The following is a 19,335-nucleotide window of genomic DNA, read 5'->3' on the forward strand; positions in this document are numbered from 1 at the left end:
ACGCCAAGCCGAAGCTGAAGAAGCTTTTGTCCGAGCCGGGGCTGCTGGGTTGAGTTTGCTGGATTACGAGCCAGTTCGAAGGCTGGCTACTTCGGACGCAGTAGGGGCCTTTGATTGTGGCCAGCACGCGCTGAATCAATTTTTGCATCGCTTTGCGCTTGTGAGCCAAAAATCCAACAGCGCGCAGGCCTACGTGAGTTGTCGTGCCGGCGCGGTTGTTGGTTTTTACAGTTTGGCGGTGGGCAGCGTTGAGCCATCCAAAGCGGCTCCGCGTGTGGTCAAAGGCATTCCACAACACCCCGTGCCAGTCATGATTCTGGCCAGGCTTGCCGTGGACGTTCAGCACCAAGGCGCTGGCCTTGGGAAAGCATTGCTCAAGGACGCAATGCTGCGTACGGCGCAGGCTTCGGACATTGCTGGAATTCGTGCGCTGCTGGTGCATGCCAAGGATGAAACCGCCCGGCAGTGGTACCTCAACTGGGAATTCGAACCCAGCCCGTCCGCCCCATTCCACTTGTTTCTCTTAATGAAAGACATCAAGGCCATGGTGCCTGGCGCTTGATCTTGACTACATCAGGTAGGGTTTCCGTCTTGGAGAACTCTACTTTTCGCGCCTTTGGTTCCAGGGAACGATTACCCGCCTCAAACATCCCGCACAGCGAAAGTGTGCGCTTGCGCCAGCGGCCAGCCTTGTTGGTAGATGAGGGGCAGGTCGTCGAGCGTGTTGCGCAGCAGCACGCCCTCGGGCAGTCGGGTGAGGATGAGTTGGGCCAGCGATAGCACCTTGTGGTCGGAGGCGCGGCGCACGATGTGGTGTGCGGTGATCTCGTTGGGGTGGTTTACGCCGATGGCCTGCACCATTTCCTTCAAGGCAAACAAGGTTTGCTGGTGGAAGTTGTAGACCCGCTCGGCCTTGTCGGGCACCACCAGCGCCTGCTGGCGCACCGGGTCTTGTGTGGTGACGCCGGTGGGGCAGTGGCCGGTGTGGCAGTGCTGCGCCTGAATGCAGCCCAGCGCAAACATGAAGCCGCGCGCGCTGTTGCACCAGTCGGCGCCCAGCGCCATGAGCCGCGCAATATCAAACGCGCTCACCACCTTGCCCGCGACACCAATCTTGATGCGCTTACGCAAGCCCGCACCGCGAAGCGTGTTGTGCACCAGCAGCAGGCCTTCCTGCACCGGGGCGCCCACGTGGTCGGTAAATTCAAGCGGAGCCGCGCCGGTGCCGCCTTCGGCGCCGTCCACCACAATAAAGTCCGGCGTGATGCCGGTTTCCAGCATCGCCTTGACCATGGCAAACCATTCCCAGGGGTGTCCCACGCACAGCTTCATGCCGGTGGGCTTGCCGCCCGAGAGCGTGCGCAGCTTGTCGATGAATTGCATCAACTCCACCGGCGTTGAAAACGCGCTGTGCGCGGCGGGCGAGACGCAGTCCACCCCCACCGGGATGCCGCGTGCCGCTGCAATTTCGGGTGTGACCTTAGGGCCGGGCAGCATGCCGCCGTGGCCGGGTTTGGCGCCCTGGCTGAGCTTGAGCTCAATCATCTTGACCTGCGGCTCGCTCGCATTGGCGGCGAACTTCTCGGCATTGAAGCTGCCGTCGTCGTTGCGGCAGCCGAAGTAGCCGGACGCAATCTCCCAGATCAGGTCTCCGCCGTGGACGCGGTGGTGGCTGGAGATGGAGCCCTCGCCGGTGTCGTGGGCAAAGTTGCCGCGCATGGCGCCCTTGTTCAGCGCGAGGATGGCGTTGGCGCTCAGCGCGCCGAAGCTCATGGCAGAAATGTTGAACACGCTGGCCGAATACGGCTGCGCGGTGTGTTCGCCGATAGTGATGCGGAAGTCGTGCGAGCCGATTTTGGTGGGTGCGACGGAGTGGTTGATCCACTCGTAGCCATCGGCCTGCACATCGAGCTGGGTACCGAAGGGGCGCTTGTCGGGCTCGCCCTTGGCGCGCTGATAAACCAGCGAGCGCTGCGAGCGCGAGAAGGGTGTGGCCTCCATGTCGCTCTCGATGAAATACTGGCGGATCTCGGGTCGGATGAATTCGAGAATAAAGCGCAGGTGCCCGATGATGGGGTAATTGCGCAGCACCGAGCGCTTGGTCTGCCCCAGGTCGTACACACCTACCGCCACCAGATAGGCGGCAAGCAAGAACACAGGCGTGCCCACGCCGAAGGCCAGCAGGCTGAAACCGCTGATCAGCATAGTGAGCACGCTGAACACCATCACGGTGTAGCGCAGCGGGAAGATTGCGTTCAGGGCGTTGAGCATGGGGAGGTCTCCTTGAGCGGGAGACAATACCAGCCTGCCCCCCTACAAAACAGCTTATGACCTCCACATTACAAAATAATGCGCCCCTGGATGCACCACTGAATGCGACTGCGCTGAACCCGCTCAGCCCCGATGAGTTCGACGAGATAGACGCCATCCTGGACGACCTGCGCACCCGCAGTGACGAGATTCCGCAGTGGGAGTTCTGCGAGGGATTCATGGCCGCGCTGGTGGTGTGCCGCCGGGTCATCCTGCCGTCGGAATACTTTGCGGTGCTGCTTGGTCTGGAACCCTCGGAGCTGGAGCCCTCGGAACTTGAAGCCGAAGATGCAGGTGATGCAGGTGAGGCCGTTCGCTTTGCCGACGCAGCGCAGGCCGCGAGATTCATGGGTCTCTGGACGCGCCGCTGGAACGAGGTGGCGCACTGCCTGCGTCGGGAGGTCGAGAGCCTGGACGACGAGTCCGCCTACCACCCCGAGGTGCTGGATGTGCGCGGCGCCGTGGCCGCCCTGCCGGAGGCCGACCGCGCCGCGATGGACGGCGAAGACCTGCCCTCGTTTGCGCAGGTGTGGGCGCTGGGCTTCATGTTTGCGGTGGAAAGCTGGTCCGAGGAATGGGCTGCCCCGCGCGATAAAGAGACAGGCAAGTGGCTCGATGCGTCCTTGCAATCCATCATCGCCCTGACCGAAGACGACACCGACGCCCCCACCATCGCGGTGTTCGACGACCAGGGCCCGCCCAGCGTCAGCCAGCGCCGCATCAACGAATTCTCGGACGCGGTGTGGGCAGTGTATGACCTGGGCGAAATCTGGCGCAATGTGGGACCTCGGGTGGAGACCGTGCGCAAGCTCGCCGAGCCCGGCCGCAACGACCCCTGTTCCTGCGGCAGCGGCAAGAAATTCAAGAAGTGCTGCGGCGCGTGACCTAAGGCGTGCCGCTCGCAGGCCCCGGCAGACACAGACCGGCACCCGCGGCCCCCCCCCGGGGCTCTTGAAGCTGCCCGGCCCTACCAGGGCAGTGGCGTGCCGTCGTGGTTCAAGAAGCCGCCGTTGTCTGCCGGCTGCAATTCATCCACCACCGCCAACAGGCGCAGCGCCGCTTGCTCGGGCGTGCGAACTTCCAGCCCTGTTTTGGCAAACGGCGATGAGAGGCCGGTGTCCACCGTGCCCGGATGCAGGGCCACACACACAGCCTGCGGGTTTTTGCGGTGCAGCTCGATGGCTGCGGTGTGCACCAGTTGGTTGAGTGCGGCTTTGCTGGCGCGGTAGCTGTACCAGCCGCCCAACCGGTTGTCGCCGATGCTGCCCACCTTGGCCGAGAGCGTGGCGAACACGCTTTTGCCGTCGCGCGCCAGCAGCGGCAAAAAATGCTTCATCAACAGGGCCGGGCCGATGGCGTTGATGGCAAAGCTGTGGGCCATGTGGGCAGGGTCGAGTTGCTGCCAGCCTTTCTCGGGGGCCCAGCCTGCGTTGTGCAAAAAGCCGGTGGCATCCACCACCAGCCGCAGCGGCAGGCCGGTTTGCGTAACCGCCGCGGCGCAGGCGCGAATGCTGTCTTCATTCAGTAAATCGAGGGCCGGCACGCTGCTGCGCCCCAGCCCCATCACGCCCGCAAAGGGCGTGTCGCCTGGCGCTGCCGGACTTTGCAGAGCCTGCAGCAGCGCCGCGCCGATGCCGCCCTGCGCCCCGATGACCAGCGCCAGTCCCTCGCGCAGTATGCGCGCTGCCTCAGACACCGAAGAACCCGCGCAAGTGGGCGGCGGTCTCAGCAGGCAGCTCTTCCGGAATGAAGTGTCCCGCCGCAAGCGCGCAGCCGCTCACCGTTGCCGCGCACTGCGCCTGCCACAGGGGCAGCGGGTCAAACAGACGGTGCACCACGCCGCGCTCGCCCCAGAGCACCAGTGTGTCGCAGGCCATGCGGCCGGTGCCGTCGGGCAGGGAGCGGCTGGCGCGGTCGTGCTCAAGGTCGATGCCGGCACTGGCGCGGTAGTCCTCGCAGATGCTGTGCACCGTGCCCGGTAGCAGGAAGCAGCGCTCGTATTCGGCCATGGCTTGCGCCTCGATGAAGGCCGTGCCGCTGCCGCCCCAGCCACCGAGCTTGGTGTGCAGGTAGGGAAGCGGGTTGCCGAGGATCATGGTCTCTGGCAGCGGGCTGGGCTGGATCAGGTGAAACCAGTGGTAGTAAGCGCGGGCGAATGCCATGTCGGTGGCGGCGTACATGTCCAGTGTGGGGGCGATGTCGATCACGCACAGCTTTTCCACCCGCTCCGGATGGTCCAGCGCCAAGCGGTGCGCCACGCGGGCGCCGCGGTCGTGCCCGCACACACCGAAGCATTCCACGCCGAGGGCGTCCATCAGCGCCGCCATGTCGGCGGCCAGGGTGCGTTTGCTGTAGTTACTGTGGTCGGGAAGTCCCGCGGGCTTGGACGAGTCGCCGTAGCCGCGCAGGTCGGGCATGACGAGGTAGAAGTCGTGCGAGAGCAGTTGCGATACCCGGTGCCACATCGCATGGGTCTGCGGAAAGCCGTGCAAGAGCAGCAGGGCGGGGCGCCCGTTGTGCGCGGCAGTGGGCACCCGCACGTGGATGCGAACACCGTTGGCGTCCACGGTGCGCGATTCAAATCCTTCAAACCAGGCCATGTCGATCTCCAGATGGGGGCGCTAAATGGGGGGCGCAAACTTAGGGGCGCTAAGGTAGCCCTGAATCAAGACTAACCGCAGCGCCCAGGCCCCCGCCGCCGAGGGGTCGTTCAGGCGACAGGCCGCAGCAGCGCGATCAGTCCTTGCAGGCTGTGCTGCAGCGTCGCGGTGCGCACTGCGGCGCGGTCACCGGCAAAGAGCAGCCGCTCACTCTTTAAGCCTGCCGGCGTGGCCCAGGCGAACCAGACCGTTCCGACCGGCTTGTCGGCGCTGCCGCCGCCGGGGCCGGCGATCCCGGTCACGGCCAGCGCCACTTGGGCGCGGCTGTTGAGCAAAGCGCCTTGGGCCATGGCGCGCGCCACCGGCTCGCTCACCGCGCCGTGTTCCGCAATCAGCGCAGCGGGCACGCCCAGCATCTCGGTTTTTGCAGCATTGGAGTAGCTCACAAAGCCGCGCTCAAACCAGCTGCTGGAGCCGGCCAGATCGGTGCAGGCCGCGGCAATCATGCCGCCGGTGCAGCTCTCGGCGGTGGCCAGCATCCACTGGTTTTTTATAAGCAAATCGGGAAGTTGCGCCCATGGATATTGGGCCAGCTGCTCCTGATTTAGGAGCAAATCGCTCACATAAACCTCCAGGCGGCCACCACCAGCAGGGTGCAGCCGGCGGCGACGAGGTCGTCCAGCATGATGCCCCAGCCGGCCTTGTCCCAGGCGCGGGAGTCGGTGTCGGGCTCGAGGTTGTGAAAGAGTCGGTCGGCCCAGCCCACCGGCCCGGGCTTGGCGGCGTCAAAGTAGCGGAACAGTGCAAAGGCCAGCGCCTGTTCCAGCAGAGAGGTTGGCGTAATTAGCCACAGCACCAGCCAGAAGGCCACGATTTCATCGATGACGATGTTGCTCGGGTCGAGGTTGCCCATGTTGCGCGCCGTCACGCTGCTGGCCCACCAGCCCACGGGCAGCGAGATAGCAATCAACACCCCCCAGCCTACATCGCCCAGCCATTGGGAAAGCGCAATAAAGGCCACCCAGGCCCACAGAGAGCCGGCGGTGCCGGGAGCAAGACGGGAGAGGCCCGAGCCCATACCCAGCGCGATGATGTGCGCCGGGTGCGAAAACATGAATTTCGCAGTGGGGCGGCTGGGAGCGAGCGATAGTGGCAAGTAGAGAACTTTGCCGTTGCGGGTGTGAACTGGAATCAGGGGGACGGGATCATGCATCCCCCTGATTATTCATCGAGAAGACAGAATCTCAGGCAGCGACTGATTGGTTGACGGGGTAAAGCGCGCAACGGATGGCGTGCTTGGTCGGCAATGGGATGCCTTGCATCAGGGCCACCAGGTCCTGGTCTTCAGAGGTGGTTTCGAAGCCGCTCATGGTGTAGATGCCTTCGGGCTCGGACCACACCCATTTCACTTCACCGCCATCGACGTTCTCAAAGCCGTCTTCGGTAGCAAAGTGCATTTCCAGACGGAATGTCTTGCCGGTCAGGTAGGAGCCGGCTTGCGACAAAATCTTGGCGCCCTTGGGGCTCAGATCCATGATCAGGGCGGCAATCGCATCGGGCTTGTCGGACGCGCGGAAAGAAAAATACGACTCGGTTTGGGGACCGGTGCCCAAACGGAAGAAGCTGGCGCGGGTGTGAACGCGGTTTTCAGAATTTGGCATGGAGGGCCTCTTAAATAACTGGAACGCGAATCTTCGGGCGGTGGGGTTTCAAGATTGTGACGCCGACGTTTTTAGCAGTTTTGCCGAAAAGAATTTCTTTTGCAAGCCCCTTGCAAGAATCTAGAGGTTCGACGCCTGAACCGGGCGAGGCCGCAATGCGGCTGCAATCAGGCCGCGCCTGTCGGAATATGCCGCGCGCGGTTGCAGTGGCCGTGGCTGATGGCCAGGTTCTCCAGGTGGCTGCTGCCGCCTTCGCTGCGGGGGCATATGTGTTCCAGCGTGGCGTCCTCAGGGGCCACATGTTGACCGCACACCCAGCAGGGCACCTGACCGTGCAGCTGGCGGGCCACCGTGTTGTAGATCTTGACTCGGGTCAGGGCCAGGCGGCTCATGGAACGGAATTTTTAGCGGAAGTGGTCAAAACCGGCCCACGCGCCCTGCAGCGGCGTGCCGTCGGGGCTGAGCACGCGCAGACCGGGCGCAGCCTCGATGCGGCCCACGCGGGTGACCGGCGTGGCGCAGTCTGCGGCGGCCTGCAGGACTTGCGCGCGGTGGAGAGCGGGGGCGGTGAAGACGAGCTCGTAGTCATCCCCCCCGCACAGCACCAGCTGCAGAGCCTGTGCGTGGGTCGGGTTTTGGATGTCAAAAGTGGCTTCAGCTCCCGTCATGTATGCGCGAGTAGCTAGCAAATTCATAGCGGTTTGGGCGTCCAGTGTGGCTCCTACTGCGCTGCGTTGCAGGATATGGCCGAGGTCCCCGAGCAGCCCATCGCTCACATCGGCGGCGGCGCTGGCGATGCCGCGCAGCGCTTGGCCCAGCGCCAGCCGCGGGATCGGGGACTCGAGCCGCTGGCGGGCCGCGAGCAGGGCGGCGGGGGGCAAGTTCGCGGCCAGCAGGGCCGAATCATCCGGCAGGCTTTGCTGACTTTGCCGAATTTGCTGACCTTGCAGGCACTGCAGCGCCAGTGCCGCGTCACCGAGTGTGCCGCTCACCCAGATGTCGTCGCCAGCTCGCGCGCCGCAGCGCAGCAGGGCCAGATGCGGCGGCACCTCGCCGAACACGGTGATGCAGATGGTGAGCGGGCCCCGTGTCGTGTCGCCGCCGACCAGCGGGCAGTCGTGGGCGTCGGCCAGCGCAAACAACCCCTGCGAGAAGCTCTGCAGCCATGCCGCGTCCGCGTCCGGCAGGCTCAGCGCCAGCGTGAACCCCACCGGACGCGCGCCGCAGGCGGCCAGATCGCTCAAATTGACCGCCAACGCCTTGTGGCCCAGGGTGCAGGGATCCACGTCGGCAAAAAAATGCCGCCCGCTGACCAGCATGTCGCTGCTCACTGCCCACTGCATGCACGGCGTGGGTTGAAGCAGAGCGCAATCGTCACCAATACCCAGAATCACGCGGCTGGGCAGGGCGTGGCCGGCCCGTTCAAAAAACCTGGCAATCAGCTCAAATTCACCCAGGCCGTGCCCGATGGGGCCGGCCACGTCGTCGCGGCTCATGGGGCGCCTTAATGGAGGGTGTGCGGGCCGGTGGTGCCGCTCAGGGCATCGAGCACGAACATCGGAATATCGGCGTCAAACTTTTCGCCGTCTTCGGCCACACAAAAGTAACTGCCGTGCATGGTGCCGGTGGGCGTGGCCAGGCGGGTGCCGCTGGTGTATTCGAAGGCCTGGCCGGGCTTGAGCAAGGGCTGCTGCCCGACCACACCCAGGCCTTTGATGCGCTCGGTGTGGCCGTTGGCATCGTTCACATTCCAGGTCCGGGAAACAAGTTGCGCCGGAATCTCGCCGACATTGGTGATGGTGACGGTGTACGCAAACACATACAGGTCGTCGTGCGGCATCGAGTGGTCCGCGAGGAATTGGGGTTTGACTTCCACCAGAAAAGCATATTTGGCCATGGGCCGATGCTACCTGCGAAAATGCACCGCTTGTTACCCCCCGATACCCCTCCCCTAACCCGTACAAACCCTAGGCCTCGCGCTGATTCTCCTGACATGACCTACCGCATTGCCCCCTCCATCCTCGCCGCCGACTTTGCCCGACTGGGCGACGAAGTGCGGGCCGTTGCCGCCGCCGGTGCGGACTGGATCCACTTTGATGTGATGGACAACCACTATGTGCCCAACCTGACCTTCGGCCCGATGGTCTGCAAGGCCTTGAAGCCGCATGCCAAAACGCCCGAAGGCATGGCCTTGCCGATTGATGTGCATTTGATGATTTCGCCGGTGGACGCGCTGGCTGCCAGCTTCGCCGAGGCGGGCGCTGACCTGATTAGCTTTCACCCCGATGCCAGCGGCCATGTGCACCGCAGTGTTCAGGCCATCACCAGCAAAGGCGTGAAGGCCGGGTTGGTGTTCAACCCCGCCGAGCCGCTGGACGTGCTGGACTGGGTGATTGAGGACATTGACCTCATCCTCATCATGAGCGTGAACCCGGGGTTTGGCGGGCAGAGCTTTATCGACTCGGCATTGCGCAAGATCGAGGCGGCCCGAAAGCGCATTGAGGCCAGCGGCAAAGACATCCGGCTGGAAGTCGACGGCGGCATCAAGACCGACAACATCCGCCAGGTGGCCGATGCGGGGGCCGACACCTTTGTGGCCGGCAGCGCCATCTTTAGCCAGCCCGACTACAAGGCGGTGGTGGACGCCATGCGGGCGGCCCTGCGGTGAGTGGTACCTCCCCTTGGAGCCGCGCCGACCTTGACGCGGTGCTGGTCGATCTGGACGGCACCATGGTGGACACCCTGGCGGATTTCGGGCAGGCCCTGCAGCGCATGCTGGCTGATTTGCCGGCGCCGTTCAGTGCCTTCACGCTCACGCCCTCGCTGGTCGAAAAGTTCGTCGGCAAAGGCTCGGATCACCTGATAAAAAGCCTGCTCGCCCACATAGACGCTGCGCAGGCCGCTCCTGAAAAAATAGCGCTGCTGGAGCGGGCCTCAGCCGCCTACCTGGCCCACTACCGGCAGGTCAACGGGCGATTCTCCACCGTGTATCCCGGTGTGATGGAGGGCCTGGCCCACTGGCAGAAGCAGGGCCTGAAGCTGGGGTGTGTGACCAACAAGCCCACCGCTTTTGCGCAGGATTTGCTGGCCGACAAAGGGCTGGTGCAGTTCTTCGAGCTGGTGGTGGGTGGCGACGCGGTGGCGCGCAAAAAGCCCGACCCCATGCCCTTGTTGCATGCCTGCGCGGTGTTGGGTGTGGAGCCGGCGCGCACCCTGATGGTGGGCGATTCGGTCAATGACGCACAGGCCGCACGTGCTGCGGGCTGCCCGGTGCTACTGGTGAGCTACGGATACAACCACGGCCAGAGCGTCCACACGGTAGACGCGGATGCGTTCGTGGACAGTCTGGCCGCTGTGCGCTGGGCTTAGAAGGAGGCCCAGTCGTCGTCGCCACCGGCCGCGGGAGTGGCCTTGAAACTGGTGGCGCCATTGGAGGCGGTTTGGTTGCTGGATTGCGCGCCCGAGGCTGCAGCCGGCTTGGCCACGGGGCGGCTGCCGGCCAGGCGCAAGGCCTGCGGGGGCTTGGTCGCGAGCGCGGCCGCTTGGGGCTGAGGCTTGGCAAACTGGTTGCTGGAAGCCTTGTAGCTGCCAGGGTTGGAGGCAGCTGCCTTGCGGGCGGCTGCACCAGACGCCGGGCTGGCGCTTGAGGCCGAGCTACCGCTCGAGCGGCCTTCGTTGCCCAGCTTGAACACTGCCACCGCATCCACCAGTTCGCTGGCCTGGCTCTTGAGGGCGCTGGCCGCAGCGGCCATTTCTTCCACCAGGGCCGCGTTTTGCTGGGTGCTTTGGTCCATCTGCGTGACCGCCTGGCCGACCTGGCTGACGCCCAGGCTTTGCTCGTTGCTGGCGGCGCTGATCTCTCCCATGATGTCGGTCACCCGCTTGATGCTGCTGACCACCTCAGTCATGGTCTCGCCGGCGCGGTCCACCAGAATCGTGCCGTGCTCCACGCGCTCCACGCTGGCGTTGATCAGGCTCTTGATCTCCTTGGCAGCTTCGGCCGAGCGGCCGGCCAGAGAGCGCACTTCGGAGGCCACCACCGCAAAGCCGCGGCCTTGTTCGCCGGCGCGGGCAGCTTCCACCGCCGCGTTCAGCGCCAGGATGTTGGTCTGGAAGGCGATGCCGTCAATCACGCTGATGATGTCTGCGATCTTGCGGCTCGACTCATTGATGCCTTTCATGGTCTCCACCACCTGGCCCACCACCTCGCCGCCTTGAACGGCGACGGACGATGCGCTCATGGCCAGCTGGTTGGCGGTGCGGGCGGAGTCCACGTTTTGCTTCACGGTGGAGCCGAGTTCTTCCATGCTGGCGGCGGTTTCTTCCAGGGCGCTGGCTTGTTGCTCGGTGCGGGCCGACAGGTCGTGGTTGCCTTCGGCGATTTCGGCGCTGGCGTTGGCGACCGCATCGGCACTGCTCTTGACGGCGCGCACGGTGCTGCTAAAGCTGTTTTGCATGGTGGCCATGGCCTGCAGCAATGCGACGGTTTCGTCGCTGCCTGCGGGGTGTATGTCGGTGTGCAGGTTGCCGCCGGCCAGAGAGTTGGCAATGTCGGCGGCGTGTGCAATGGGCTGGGAGAGTTCTTTGCCCAGGTAGTAGGCGCCCACCACCAGCAACAGGGTAGAAATCACCCATGCCACGCTCACCAGCATTTCGCCTGTCGTGACCTTGTCGCGGGCAATAGCGCGGAACTCGTCCACGCTTTTCGCTATGGATTCTGACATCAGGGCCATCTGGTCTTCGAGCTTCTTGAAGGCAGCCTGAAACTCATCGATAGCTGCGGCCGCGGCGGTGACGTCTTTGGCGATGGTCTGCTGGGCTTTCTGGGCGGACGCAACATAGGCCGTCACCATCGGCTTGGTGGCCTGCACCAGCGCCTTGACTTCAGCGGGCAGGGGCTTGCCTTCCAATTCCTGCAGCGCATCGGTGAAGTTTTTGGCGTGCTCTTCCAGATCCTTGGTGGCCTCGGTCATCTGCTGGGCGTTTTTGGCGGTGGCGCCTTGCGCCAGCAGCAGCACATCGCCGCGGATGGCGTCGTGCATCATGTCGGCGTCCTGGCTGATTTGCAGCGCGCTGGACATCGCGTTGGACTCCTCCATCGTGCCGGCCAGGTTGTGGGTTTGGGTCAAGCCGATGCCCCCGAGCAGTGCGGACGCCAGGATTCCGACCAAGCCCAGCCCGATGATTTGGTGTTTGAGTTTCATGCCATGTCTTTCATAGGAGACGTTTTCAGAATTCAGCGCTTGGCGCCCGCGGCGGGGCCAGTCGTGCCGGACCATTGTTACCCATGGTGTTGGCAGTCCGGTTACACCCGCCACACAAAAATCAAGAAGTCAGCGCGCTCTGCCCGTCTGGGGGTGCAAAGTCGACTTTATGGAGAAAAAAAATCATGCAATTCGAAACCCTGGCTGGAGTGCTGACCGGCGGGCGCTGCCCGGTTTGCCTTTGCTACACTGAAGCCATGTTTATCCACCACGTGAGCAGAACAGGTTTAAGTGACCGGGGAGCCTGGCCCTGGCGCCCCTGGCCCGTTGTGCCTGGGCTCTGACACCTGCCGGCCGCAGCATTGCGGCGCACGTGCATGGTCTTGGCGCTCCGCGTGGTTAAGTGGCACGGATTCCCCTCCGATTTATTGCGCGCAAACCCAACCAGCGGCAGGCCCTTCCTGCCCCCCCGTGAATAGATTGTTGAAGAGGCGCAGCCCTTGATGACTGAATCCGAATTTCTGGCCCTGCAGGCGCAAGGCTACAACCGCATCCCCCTGAGTGCCCAGGCATTTGCCGACCTAGAAACCCCGCTGTCGGTGTACCTCAAGCTCGCGCGCCGCGCCGGCGAGGCCGAGCCTGCTGCGAACAGCTTTCTGCTCGAGTCGGTGGTGGGTGGCGAGCGCTTCGGGCGCTTTAGCTTCATCGGACTGCCAGCGCGCACGTTGTTGCGCGCCAGCGGCTTTGGCGATGCGGCCCGCACCGAAGTGGTGACCGACGGCGTGGTGGTAGAGACCTCGAGCCTCAACCCGCTGGACTTTATTGCTGATTACCAGCAGCGTTTCAAGGTGGCGCTGCAGCCCGGAATGCCGCGTTTTTGCGGCGGGCTGGCGGGATACTTCGGCTACGACGCGGTGCGCTACATCGAGAAAAAGCTCCAGAACAGCTGCCCGCCTGATGAACTGGGTACGCCCGACATCCTGCTGCTGCAGTGCGAAGAGCTGGCCGTGATTGACAACCTCTCGGGCAAATTGCACCTGATGGTGTACCTGGACCCCGCCCAGCCCGGTGCCTATGCCGCCGGCCAGGCCCGCCTGGCGGAGCTGCGCGCGCTGCTGGCGCAGGCGGTGAGCGCACCCGACATCCAGCCCTGCCAGAGCCACGCCCCGGTGCGCGACTTTGCCAAGGCCGACTACCTGGCCGCCGTGGAGCGCGCCAAAGTGCTGATTGCCAACGGCGACTTCATGCAGGTGCAGGTGGGGCAGCGCATCAAAAAGCGGTTTACCGCCTCGCCCTTGAGCCTGTACCGCGCGCTGCGCACGCTCAACCCCAGCCCCTATATGTATTTCTACAACTTCGGCGGTTTCCAGGTGGTGGGAGCGTCGCCGGAGATTCTGGTGCGCCAGGAAACATTGCCCGCACGCTTCGCCGCCGAGGGCGGCCCGGCGGTGCTCGCCGCTGCAAAGAAGGTCACCATCCGCCCGCTGGCCGGCACCCGCCCTAGGGGCGCCACGCCCGAGCTGGACCGCGCTGCCGAAGTGGAACTGATCAACGACCCCAAAGAACGCGCCGAACACGTCATGTTGATTGACCTGGCCCGCAACGACATCGGACGCATTGCCGACATCGGCTCGGTGAAGGTGACGGATGCCTTCATCGTCGAGCGCTACAGCCATGTGATGCACATCGTGAGCAACGTCGAAGGCACGCTTCAGGCCGGCATGAGCAGCATGGACGTGCTCAAGGCCACCTTCCCCGCCGGCACGCTGACCGGTGCGCCCAAGGTGCACGCCATGGAGCTCATCGACCAGCTCGAGCCGGTCAAGCGCGGAATTTACGGCGGCGCCTGCGGCTATTTGAGCTACGCCGGTGATATGGATGTGGCCATTGCCATCCGCACCGGCATCATCCAGAACGAAACACTCTACGTGCAGGCGGCAGCCGGCGTGGTGGCCGACAGCGTGCCCGAGCTGGAGTGGAAAGAAACAGAGGCCAAGGCCCGCGCGCTGCTGCGCGCGGCCGAGCTGGTGGAGGAGGGACTGCAATGATTGCCGCGAACAAAGCCCGCCATTGCGAGACCATGGACGAGGTGCGCAGCCACATCGACGAGCTGGACGAGCGCATTACCGCCTTGTTGGTCGAGCGTACCGGTTACATGACACAGGCCGCGCGCATCAAGCAAGACGCGAGCAAGGTTCACGACCAAGGTCGCATTGAATTCATTGCAGCGCGGGTGCGCCGCATGGCGGCAGAGCAGGGTGGTCAGCCCGATGTGCTGGAAGCCGCTTACCGCGCCCTGATGGACGCATCGATTGCATTCGAGCACCGGGAATTTGCCCGCCTGCGGGAAGGAGCCGCCGCATGAGCGACACCGGACTATTCCAAGGCGCGAAGGCCCCCATGGGGGGCAGCGCGGTACACACCGTGACAAGCATCGTGACAAGCGTGGGGGCACCATGAAACTCCTGATGATCGACAACTACGACTCCTTCACCTTCAATATCGTTCAGTATTTCGGCGAGTTGGGTGCCGAGGTGGAGGTATTTCGCAACGACGAAATCACCCTGGAAGGCATTGCCGAGCGCGCGCCCGACCGGCTGGTCATCTCGCCCGGGCCTTGTTCGCCCAAAGAGGCCGGCATTTCGGTGCCTGCCATCCGTCACTTCATGGGCAAGCTGCCGGTTCTGGGTGTCTGCCTGGGCCACCAGAGCATTGGCGCGGCGTTGGGCGGCACCATCGTGCGGGCGCAGCAGCTCATGCACGGCAAGACCAGCGTGATTACCACCACCCGGGAGGGCGTGTTTGCCGGCCTGCCCGAGACATTCACCGTGAACCGCTACCACTCGCTGGCTATCGAGCGCGCGAGCTGCCCCCGGGAGCTGGCCATTACCGCCTGGACGGACGACGGCGAAATCATGGGCGTGCGCCACACCGGCCTGCCGCAGGCGGCGCGGATGGAGGGCGTACAGTTTCACCCCGAGAGCATCCTGACCGAGCATGGCCACGCCATGCTGAAGAACTTTTTGCAATGAACGGGCGAAATTGCTATTACTTTGATAGCTGTTCGCGCAATATCCATAGTCCTCAAAGGCCGATATGACCACTATTGTTGACTTGCGCAGCGACACCGTTACCCGCCCGACCGCCGCCATGCGCGAGGCCATGCGGGTCGCGCCGCTGGGTGACGATGTGTTCGGCGACGACCCCAGTGTGAATGCGCTGCAGGAGAAGATTGCCGGGCTCCTGGGCTTTGAGGCGGCCTTGTTCATGCCCACCGGCACCCAAAGCAATTTATGCGCGCTGCTGGCGCACTGCGGCCGGGGGGACGAATACATCGTCGGCCAAATGGCCCACACCTACCGCTATGAAGGCGGGGGCGCTGCCGTGCTGGGCAGCATTCAGCCGCAGCCCCTGGCGCAGGACGCGGGCGGTCGCATGGCACTGGCCGACATTGCCGCGGCCATCAAGCCCGACGACTGCCACTTCGCCCGCACCCGCCTGCTGTGCCTGGAAAACACCTGGAACGGCAACCCCATGCACTTGGAATATCTGGAGCAGGCCACCGCCCTGGCGCGTGCGCGCGGGCTGGCGGTGCACCTGGATGGCGCGCGGCTGTTTAACGCGGCGGTGGCCATGGCGCAACAGGCCGAAATCTCCGGCGCCGGGCAGCCCGAAGTCGGCGACGGCCCCCACGGGGAGCAGCGAACCGCGCCAGCGGTGGGGCATGAGGGCGTTGTGGCCGCTGCGCGCCGGATTGCCGGCTACTTTGACAGCGTCTCGGTCTGCTTCAGCAAAGGCCTGGGCGCGCCGGTGGGGTCTGCGCTGTGCGGCAGCAAGGAGTTGATTGCCCGCGCCCACCGCATACGCAAAATGGCCGGGGGCGGGATGCGGCAATCCGGCCTGTTGGCGGCAGCGGCCAGCCATGCGCTGGACCACCATCTGACGCGCCTGGCGGACGACCATGCGCTGGCGCAGCGCCTGGCCCACGGCCTGCATGGCATTGAGGGGCTGCAGGTGCGCTCGGCGCAAACCAATATTGTGTTTGTCGATGTGGCCAACGGGCGCGGGCCGGATTTGCTGGCTTTTCTGAAAGAGCGCGGCGTGTGGGCCACCGGCCTCATCGGGCTGCGCTTTGTGACGCACTTGGACGTGGATGCCTCTGGCATTGACCACGCCGTTGCGAGCGTACGAGCCTTTTTCAAGACGCCGCCGGCCCCGGTTGTCAGAGTTGCAGAGGCCCGGGCGGCGGTTTACTAGCCGGCGCACGCCAGACTTTCAAGGAGACAACCATGCCCCCCACCGCCACCATGACCCCGCAGGAAGCGCTGCAGCGCACCGTGGAGCACCGCGAAATTTTTCATGACGAGATGCTGCACCTGATGCGCCAGATCATGTCCGGCGACGTGTCGCCCGTCATGATGGCGGCCATCATCACCGGCCTGCGCGTCAAGAAAGAAACCATCGGCGAAATCACGGCGGCCGCGCAGGTGATGCGCGAGTTTTCCACCAAGGTGGAGGTGGCCGACACCACCCATTTGGTGGATATCGTGGGCACCGGCGGCGACGGTAGCCACACCTTCAACATCTCCACTTGCAGCATGTTCGTGGCGGCCGCAGCCGGCGCCCGGGTGAGCAAACATGGCGGACGCAGCGTCAGCAGCAAAAGCGGCAGCGCAGACGTGCTCGAGGCGCTGGGCCTGAACATCAACCTGCAACCGGCGCAGATCGCGCAGTGCATCGCCGAGCAGGGCGTGGGCTTCATGTTCGCGCCCAACCACCACCCCGCCATGAAGAATGTGGCACCGGTGCGCAAAGAGCTGGGCATGCGCACCATCTTCAACATCCTCGGCCCGCTCACCAACCCGGCCGGCGCACCCAACATCCTGATGGGCGTGTTTCATGCTGATCTGGTGGGTATCCAGGTGCGGGCTTTGCAGCGCTTGGGCGCGCAGCACGCCATCGTGGTTTTCGGGCGCGACGGCATGGACGAGATCAGTCTGGGCGCCGGCACGCTGGTGGGAGAGCTGAAGGACGGGGAAATCCGCGAATATGGCATCCACCCCGAGGACTTCGGTATGACCATGGCCGGCAACCGGGCCCTGCGGGTAGAAACCGCCGAGGACTCCAAGGCCATGCTGCTGGGCGTGCTTAACAACCATCCCGGCCCTGCCAAGGACATCGTGGTCCTCAATGCCGGCGTGGCCTTGTATGCTGCCAATGTGGCAAATACCATGGAAGCCGGCGTCATGCTTGCGCGAACAGCTATCGAATCAGGAGCGGCCAAGGCCAAGCTCGACGCTTTGGTGGCACTCAGCCACCGCCTCGCGAATTAACCACCGGACACACCATGAGCGACATCCTCGAAAAAATCGTAGCCGTCAAACACCAGGAGGTAGCCGCCGCCAGGAAGCGCAAATCGCTTGATTTCGTGCGGGCTGACGCCGAGTCGCGCGTGCTGACCCGAGACTTCGTGGGCGCCTTGCGGGACAAGATTGCGGCCGGAAAACCGGCAGTCATCGCCGAGGTGAAGAAAGCCAGCCCGTCCAAGGGCGTGATTCGCGCGGACTTCATTCCCGCCGACATCGCCCAGAGCTACGCCGAGCATGGCGCTGCCTGCTTGTCGGTGCTGACCGATGTGCAGTTCTTTCAGGGCGAGGTGGACTTCCTCAAGCAAGCCCGCGCCAGTTGCCAGCTTCCGGTGCTGCGCAAAGACTTTATGGTTGACCCGTACCAGATTTACGAGTCCCGCTGTATGGGGGCCGACGCGGTGCTGCTGATTGCCGCCTGCCTCGACGATGCTCAGATGAAAGAAATGGAAGCCATCGCCCTCGGGCTGGACATGGCCGTGCTGGTGGAAGTGCACGATCAGGCCGAGCTGGAGCGGGCCCTGAAGCTCAAGACCCCTCTGCTGGGCATCAACAACCGCAACCTCAAGACCTTCGAAGTCAGCCTCGACACCACGCTGACCCTGCGCGCCCTGGTGCCCTCGGATAAGTTGTTGGTGACCGAAAGCGGCATCAACACCCGTGACGATGTGCTGCGCATGGGCGCGGCCGGCGTGAATGCGTTCCTCGTGGGAGAGGCCTTCATGCGCGCGCCGGAGCCCGGCGAAGCCTTGGCGGCTTTGTTCGGCTGAGCGGATGCAGCTGCCACTTCTGCCAACTCAGCCACTTTTACCCGCGGAGTCGTCGGGCGCAACCCCTTCGTCGCTGAACCACAGCTTGGCCGCGGATCAGTTGCTGGTGGCAGATCCCAGGCTGTGGCCTGTGGATGCGGGCTGGCAGGTGATTGTCGACGCGTTTTTTGCGGACGAACGGGGCCGGGCGCTATTGGATTTTTTGCGGGTCCGGCTGGAAGCGGGTGCCGCCATTTTTCCGCCCCAGCCCTTACGCGCACTGGAGCTGACCCCGCGCGAAGCCGTGCGGGTTGTCATTCTCGGGCAGGACCCTTACCACGGGCGCGGTCAGGCCGAGGGGCTGGCGTTTTCGGTGGCGCAGGGGCTGGCCGTGCCGCCGTCGCTGCGCAACATCTTCAAAGAACTCGGCACCAGCGGTGCGGCCGCGCAGGCGGTGTTTCCGCCCACTGACGGCAGCCTGCTGTCTTGGGCCCGGGGTGGCGTGCTGCTGCTCAACACCTGCCTGACGGTCGAAGAAGGCCAAGCCGCCAGCCACGCCAAACGCGGTTGGGAGGCGCTCACCGATGCCATCATCCGCGCCGTCTCATTGGGCAGCCGGCCAGTGGTGTTCATGTTGTGGGGCGCGCATGCCCAGTCCAAGCAAGGCCTGATTGACGGGCGCCGGCACCTCGTCTTGAGTGCTAACCACCCGTCCCCGCTTTCCGCCTCGAGGCCGCCGGTACCGTTTTTTGCTTGTGGCCATTTCCGGCAGGCGGCAGCCTGGCTCCAAGCTTGCCAGGGCTCCGTCGCCCTGTAAAAAACCGGCAGCAGGTGACAAGCTGCCCATAAAGCTGGCATAATCCAAGGCTCACCGAAGGAGAGGTGGCCGAGTGGTTAATGGCAGCAGACTGTAAATCTGCCCTCTAACGAGTACGCTGGTTCGAATCCAGCCCTCTCCACCAGTGTCTTGAGAAACTGATAGATTGGCGGGCCTTGTGCGGGGTTCGTATAGTGGTAATACCTTAGCCTTCCAAGCTAAAGCGAGGAGTTCGATTCTCCTACCCCGCTCCACGGTTTCGGCGGCACTGCGAAGTGAAGAAGTTTTCTAAAAAGCTTGCGAAGCCTCAAGCTTTTGCCCTTTTGGCTCAGTGGTAGAGCACTCCCTTGGTAAGGGAGAGGTCGCGGGTCCGATTCCCGCAAAGGGCACCAATTTGGCGTGGCCGTTGGCACATCGGTGGCAGCGGTTGTACGGCGATCGTTTATTTGTTTGAACCTATTACTTTTCGGAGCTAAGAGATGGCAAAAGAAAAATTCACCCGTACCAAGCCCCACGTCAACGTGGGCACCATTGGCCACGTGGACCACGGCAAGACAACCCTGACAGCGGCGATCACCACCGTGCTGGCGGCCAAGTTTGGCGGCTCTGCCAAGGCCTACGACCAAAT

At 64.0% G+C, this 19,335-nt stretch carries 23 protein-coding genes and 3 tRNA genes; 15 read left to right on the plus strand and 11 right to left on the minus strand.

Annotated elements, in window-relative coordinates; genetic code table 11:
- The coding region (locus Q0O05_RS06850; protein ID WP_293661552.1) for a hypothetical protein at positions 1-349 on the minus strand (349 nt) is incomplete at its 3' end.
- On the opposite strand from Q0O05_RS06850, the gene Q0O05_RS06855 reads away from it, so the two are divergent.
- Positions 233-562, plus strand: coding sequence for a GNAT family N-acetyltransferase (locus tag Q0O05_RS06855; RefSeq protein WP_366519046.1), 330 nt, complete (start codon positions 233-235; stop codon positions 560-562). The genes Q0O05_RS06850 and Q0O05_RS06855 overlap by 117 nt on opposite strands.
- Before the next feature lie 80 nt (positions 563-642).
- On the opposite strand, the gene Q0O05_RS06860 is transcribed toward Q0O05_RS06855, so the two are convergent.
- Positions 643-2,271 (minus strand): FMN-binding glutamate synthase family protein, encoded by a 1,629-nt coding sequence (locus Q0O05_RS06860; RefSeq protein ID WP_293661509.1) that lies wholly within the window; start codon positions 2,269-2,271, stop codon positions 643-645.
- A 56-nt stretch (positions 2,272-2,327) separates the two neighbouring features.
- Between Q0O05_RS06860 and Q0O05_RS06865 the strand changes: the two genes are divergently transcribed.
- Positions 2,328-3,194 carry a UPF0149 family protein gene (locus tag Q0O05_RS06865; protein ID WP_293661511.1) on the plus strand — a complete coding sequence of 289 codons (867 nt, stop codon included), beginning with the start codon at positions 2,328-2,330 and terminating at the stop codon, positions 3,192-3,194.
- 83 nt (positions 3,195-3,277) lie between these two features.
- On the opposite strand, the gene Q0O05_RS06870 is transcribed toward Q0O05_RS06865, so the two are convergent.
- The 8 genes from Q0O05_RS06870 to apaG all read right to left on the minus strand — a co-directional run bounded on the left by Q0O05_RS06870 (position 3,278) and on the right by apaG (position 8,468).
- On the minus strand, positions 3,278-4,006 hold the full coding sequence (locus tag Q0O05_RS06870; RefSeq protein WP_293661513.1) for an SDR family oxidoreductase: 729 nt from the start codon (positions 4,004-4,006) through the stop codon (positions 3,278-3,280).
- Positions 3,999-4,910, minus strand: coding sequence for an alpha/beta hydrolase (locus tag Q0O05_RS06875; protein WP_293661515.1), 912 nt, complete (start codon positions 4,908-4,910; stop codon positions 3,999-4,001). The genes Q0O05_RS06870 and Q0O05_RS06875 overlap by 8 nt, the downstream gene beginning before the upstream one ends.
- Before the next feature lie 110 nt (positions 4,911-5,020).
- Positions 5,021-5,503, minus strand: a complete 483-nt coding sequence (locus Q0O05_RS06880; RefSeq protein ID WP_293661545.1) for a CinA family protein — start codon at positions 5,501-5,503, stop codon at positions 5,021-5,023.
- 26 nt (positions 5,504-5,529) lie between these two features.
- A complete protein-coding gene (locus Q0O05_RS06885) occupies positions 5,530-6,024 on the minus strand; it encodes a phosphatidylglycerophosphatase A (RefSeq protein ID WP_293661547.1) in 495 nt (164 codons plus the stop codon).
- A 130-nt stretch (positions 6,025-6,154) separates the two neighbouring features.
- A complete protein-coding gene (locus Q0O05_RS06890) occupies positions 6,155-6,571 on the minus strand; it encodes a PilZ domain-containing protein (protein ID WP_293661517.1) in 417 nt (138 codons plus the stop codon).
- Positions 6,572-6,738: 167 nt separating this feature from the next.
- Positions 6,739-6,963 (minus strand): HNH endonuclease signature motif containing protein, encoded by a 225-nt coding sequence (locus tag Q0O05_RS06895; protein WP_293661519.1) that lies wholly within the window; start codon positions 6,961-6,963, stop codon positions 6,739-6,741.
- 12 nt (positions 6,964-6,975) lie between these two features.
- On the minus strand, positions 6,976-8,028 hold the full coding sequence (gene thiL / locus Q0O05_RS06900; protein ID WP_293661549.1) for a thiamine-phosphate kinase: 1,053 nt from the start codon (positions 8,026-8,028) through the stop codon (positions 6,976-6,978).
- Between the two features lie 47 nt (positions 8,029-8,075).
- On the minus strand, positions 8,076-8,468 hold the full coding sequence (apaG, locus tag Q0O05_RS06905; protein WP_293661521.1) for a Co2+/Mg2+ efflux protein ApaG: 393 nt from the start codon (positions 8,466-8,468) through the stop codon (positions 8,076-8,078).
- Positions 8,469-8,564: 96 nt separating this feature from the next.
- Between apaG and rpe the strand changes: the two genes are divergently transcribed.
- Together rpe and Q0O05_RS06915 are read left to right on the plus strand one after the other, a co-directional pair.
- The gene (rpe, locus tag Q0O05_RS06910) at positions 8,565-9,239 is read left to right on the plus strand and encodes a ribulose-phosphate 3-epimerase (protein ID WP_293661523.1); all 675 of its coding nucleotides are present in this window, start codon (positions 8,565-8,567) and stop codon (positions 9,237-9,239) included.
- Positions 9,236-9,940, plus strand: a complete 705-nt coding sequence (locus Q0O05_RS06915; RefSeq protein ID WP_293661525.1) for a phosphoglycolate phosphatase — start codon at positions 9,236-9,238, stop codon at positions 9,938-9,940. Before rpe ends, Q0O05_RS06915 begins: the two co-directional genes overlap by 4 nt.
- On the opposite strand, the gene Q0O05_RS06920 is transcribed toward Q0O05_RS06915, so the two are convergent.
- Positions 9,937-11,775 carry a methyl-accepting chemotaxis protein gene (locus tag Q0O05_RS06920; RefSeq protein ID WP_293661527.1) on the minus strand — a complete coding sequence of 613 codons (1,839 nt, stop codon included), beginning with the start codon at positions 11,773-11,775 and terminating at the stop codon, positions 9,937-9,939. The two genes, Q0O05_RS06915 and Q0O05_RS06920, sit on opposite strands and share 4 nt — an antisense overlap.
- A 500-nt stretch (positions 11,776-12,275) precedes the next feature.
- Here Q0O05_RS06920 and Q0O05_RS06925 point away from each other — a divergent pair, with 500 nt between their 5' ends.
- From Q0O05_RS06925 to Q0O05_RS06975, 11 genes are all read left to right on the plus strand, one after another.
- A complete protein-coding gene (locus Q0O05_RS06925) occupies positions 12,276-13,823 on the plus strand; it encodes a chorismate-binding protein (protein ID WP_293661529.1) in 1,548 nt (515 codons plus the stop codon).
- A complete protein-coding gene (locus Q0O05_RS06930; protein ID WP_293661531.1) occupies positions 13,820-14,140 on the plus strand; it encodes a chorismate mutase in 321 nt (106 codons plus the stop codon). The genes Q0O05_RS06925 and Q0O05_RS06930 overlap by 4 nt, the downstream gene beginning before the upstream one ends.
- 91 nt (positions 14,141-14,231) lie before the next feature.
- On the plus strand, positions 14,232-14,807 hold the full coding sequence (locus Q0O05_RS06935; protein WP_293661533.1) for an aminodeoxychorismate/anthranilate synthase component II: 576 nt from the start codon (positions 14,232-14,234) through the stop codon (positions 14,805-14,807).
- A 64-nt stretch (positions 14,808-14,871) separates the two neighbouring features.
- Positions 14,872-16,032, plus strand: a complete 1,161-nt coding sequence (locus Q0O05_RS06940) for a GntG family PLP-dependent aldolase (protein ID WP_293661535.1) — start codon at positions 14,872-14,874, stop codon at positions 16,030-16,032.
- A gap of 32 nt (positions 16,033-16,064) precedes the next feature.
- Positions 16,065-17,108, plus strand: a complete 1,044-nt coding sequence (gene trpD / locus Q0O05_RS06945; protein WP_293661537.1) for an anthranilate phosphoribosyltransferase — start codon at positions 16,065-16,067, stop codon at positions 17,106-17,108.
- Between the two features lie 14 nt (positions 17,109-17,122).
- Positions 17,123-17,911 (plus strand): indole-3-glycerol phosphate synthase TrpC, encoded by a 789-nt coding sequence (gene trpC / locus Q0O05_RS06950; protein WP_293661539.1) that lies wholly within the window; start codon positions 17,123-17,125, stop codon positions 17,909-17,911.
- 106 nt (positions 17,912-18,017) lie between these two features.
- Positions 18,018-18,707 carry a uracil-DNA glycosylase gene (locus Q0O05_RS06955; RefSeq protein WP_293661541.1) on the plus strand — a complete coding sequence of 230 codons (690 nt, stop codon included), beginning with the start codon at positions 18,018-18,020 and terminating at the stop codon, positions 18,705-18,707.
- Between the two features lie 59 nt (positions 18,708-18,766).
- Positions 18,767-18,852 (plus strand) — tRNA-Tyr (locus Q0O05_RS06960).
- Between the two features lie 35 nt (positions 18,853-18,887).
- Positions 18,888-18,961, plus strand: a tRNA-Gly gene (locus Q0O05_RS06965).
- Positions 18,962-19,024: 63 nt separating this feature from the next.
- Positions 19,025-19,099: transfer RNA gene (locus Q0O05_RS06970), tRNA-Thr, on the plus strand.
- Positions 19,100-19,186: 87 nt separating this feature from the next.
- Positions 19,187-19,335 (plus strand): GTP-binding protein (locus tag Q0O05_RS06975; protein WP_293661550.1); only part of this gene is annotated, 149 nt, incomplete at its 3' end.

This window comes from Rhodoferax sp. OV413 (assembly GCF_945881795.1).
GTDB lineage: Bacteria > Pseudomonadota > Gammaproteobacteria > Burkholderiales > Burkholderiaceae_C > Allorhodoferax.

Excerpts from the sequence above, each read along its gene's own strand:
- Q0O05_RS06860 (WP_293661509.1), bottom strand. The coding sequence starts at position 2,271 with ATGCTCAACGCCCTGAACGCAATCTTCCCGCTGCGCTACACCGTGATG.
- Q0O05_RS06865 (WP_293661511.1), top strand. The coding sequence starts at position 2,328 with ATGACCTCCACATTACAAAATAATGCGCCCCTGGATGCACCACTGAAT.
- Q0O05_RS06875 (WP_293661515.1), bottom strand. The coding sequence starts at position 4,910 with ATGGCCTGGTTTGAAGGATTTGAATCGCGCACCGTGGACGCCAACGGT.
- Q0O05_RS06885 (WP_293661547.1), bottom strand. The coding sequence starts at position 6,024 with ATGTTTTCGCACCCGGCGCACATCATCGCGCTGGGTATGGGCTCGGGC.
- Q0O05_RS06890 (WP_293661517.1), bottom strand. The coding sequence starts at position 6,571 with ATGCCAAATTCTGAAAACCGCGTTCACACCCGCGCCAGCTTCTTCCGT.
- Q0O05_RS06895 (WP_293661519.1), bottom strand. The coding sequence starts at position 6,963 with ATGAGCCGCCTGGCCCTGACCCGAGTCAAGATCTACAACACGGTGGCC.
- apaG (WP_293661521.1), bottom strand. The coding sequence starts at position 8,468 with ATGGCCAAATATGCTTTTCTGGTGGAAGTCAAACCCCAATTCCTCGCG.
- rpe (WP_293661523.1), top strand. The coding sequence starts at position 8,565 with ATGACCTACCGCATTGCCCCCTCCATCCTCGCCGCCGACTTTGCCCGA.
- Q0O05_RS06920 (WP_293661527.1), bottom strand. The coding sequence starts at position 11,775 with ATGAAACTCAAACACCAAATCATCGGGCTGGGCTTGGTCGGAATCCTG.
- Q0O05_RS06930 (WP_293661531.1), top strand. The coding sequence starts at position 13,820 with ATGATTGCCGCGAACAAAGCCCGCCATTGCGAGACCATGGACGAGGTG.
- Q0O05_RS06935 (WP_293661533.1), top strand. The coding sequence starts at position 14,232 with ATGAAACTCCTGATGATCGACAACTACGACTCCTTCACCTTCAATATC.
- Q0O05_RS06940 (WP_293661535.1), top strand. The coding sequence starts at position 14,872 with ATGACCACTATTGTTGACTTGCGCAGCGACACCGTTACCCGCCCGACC.
- trpD (WP_293661537.1), top strand. The coding sequence starts at position 16,065 with ATGCCCCCCACCGCCACCATGACCCCGCAGGAAGCGCTGCAGCGCACC.
- trpC (WP_293661539.1), top strand. The coding sequence starts at position 17,123 with ATGAGCGACATCCTCGAAAAAATCGTAGCCGTCAAACACCAGGAGGTA.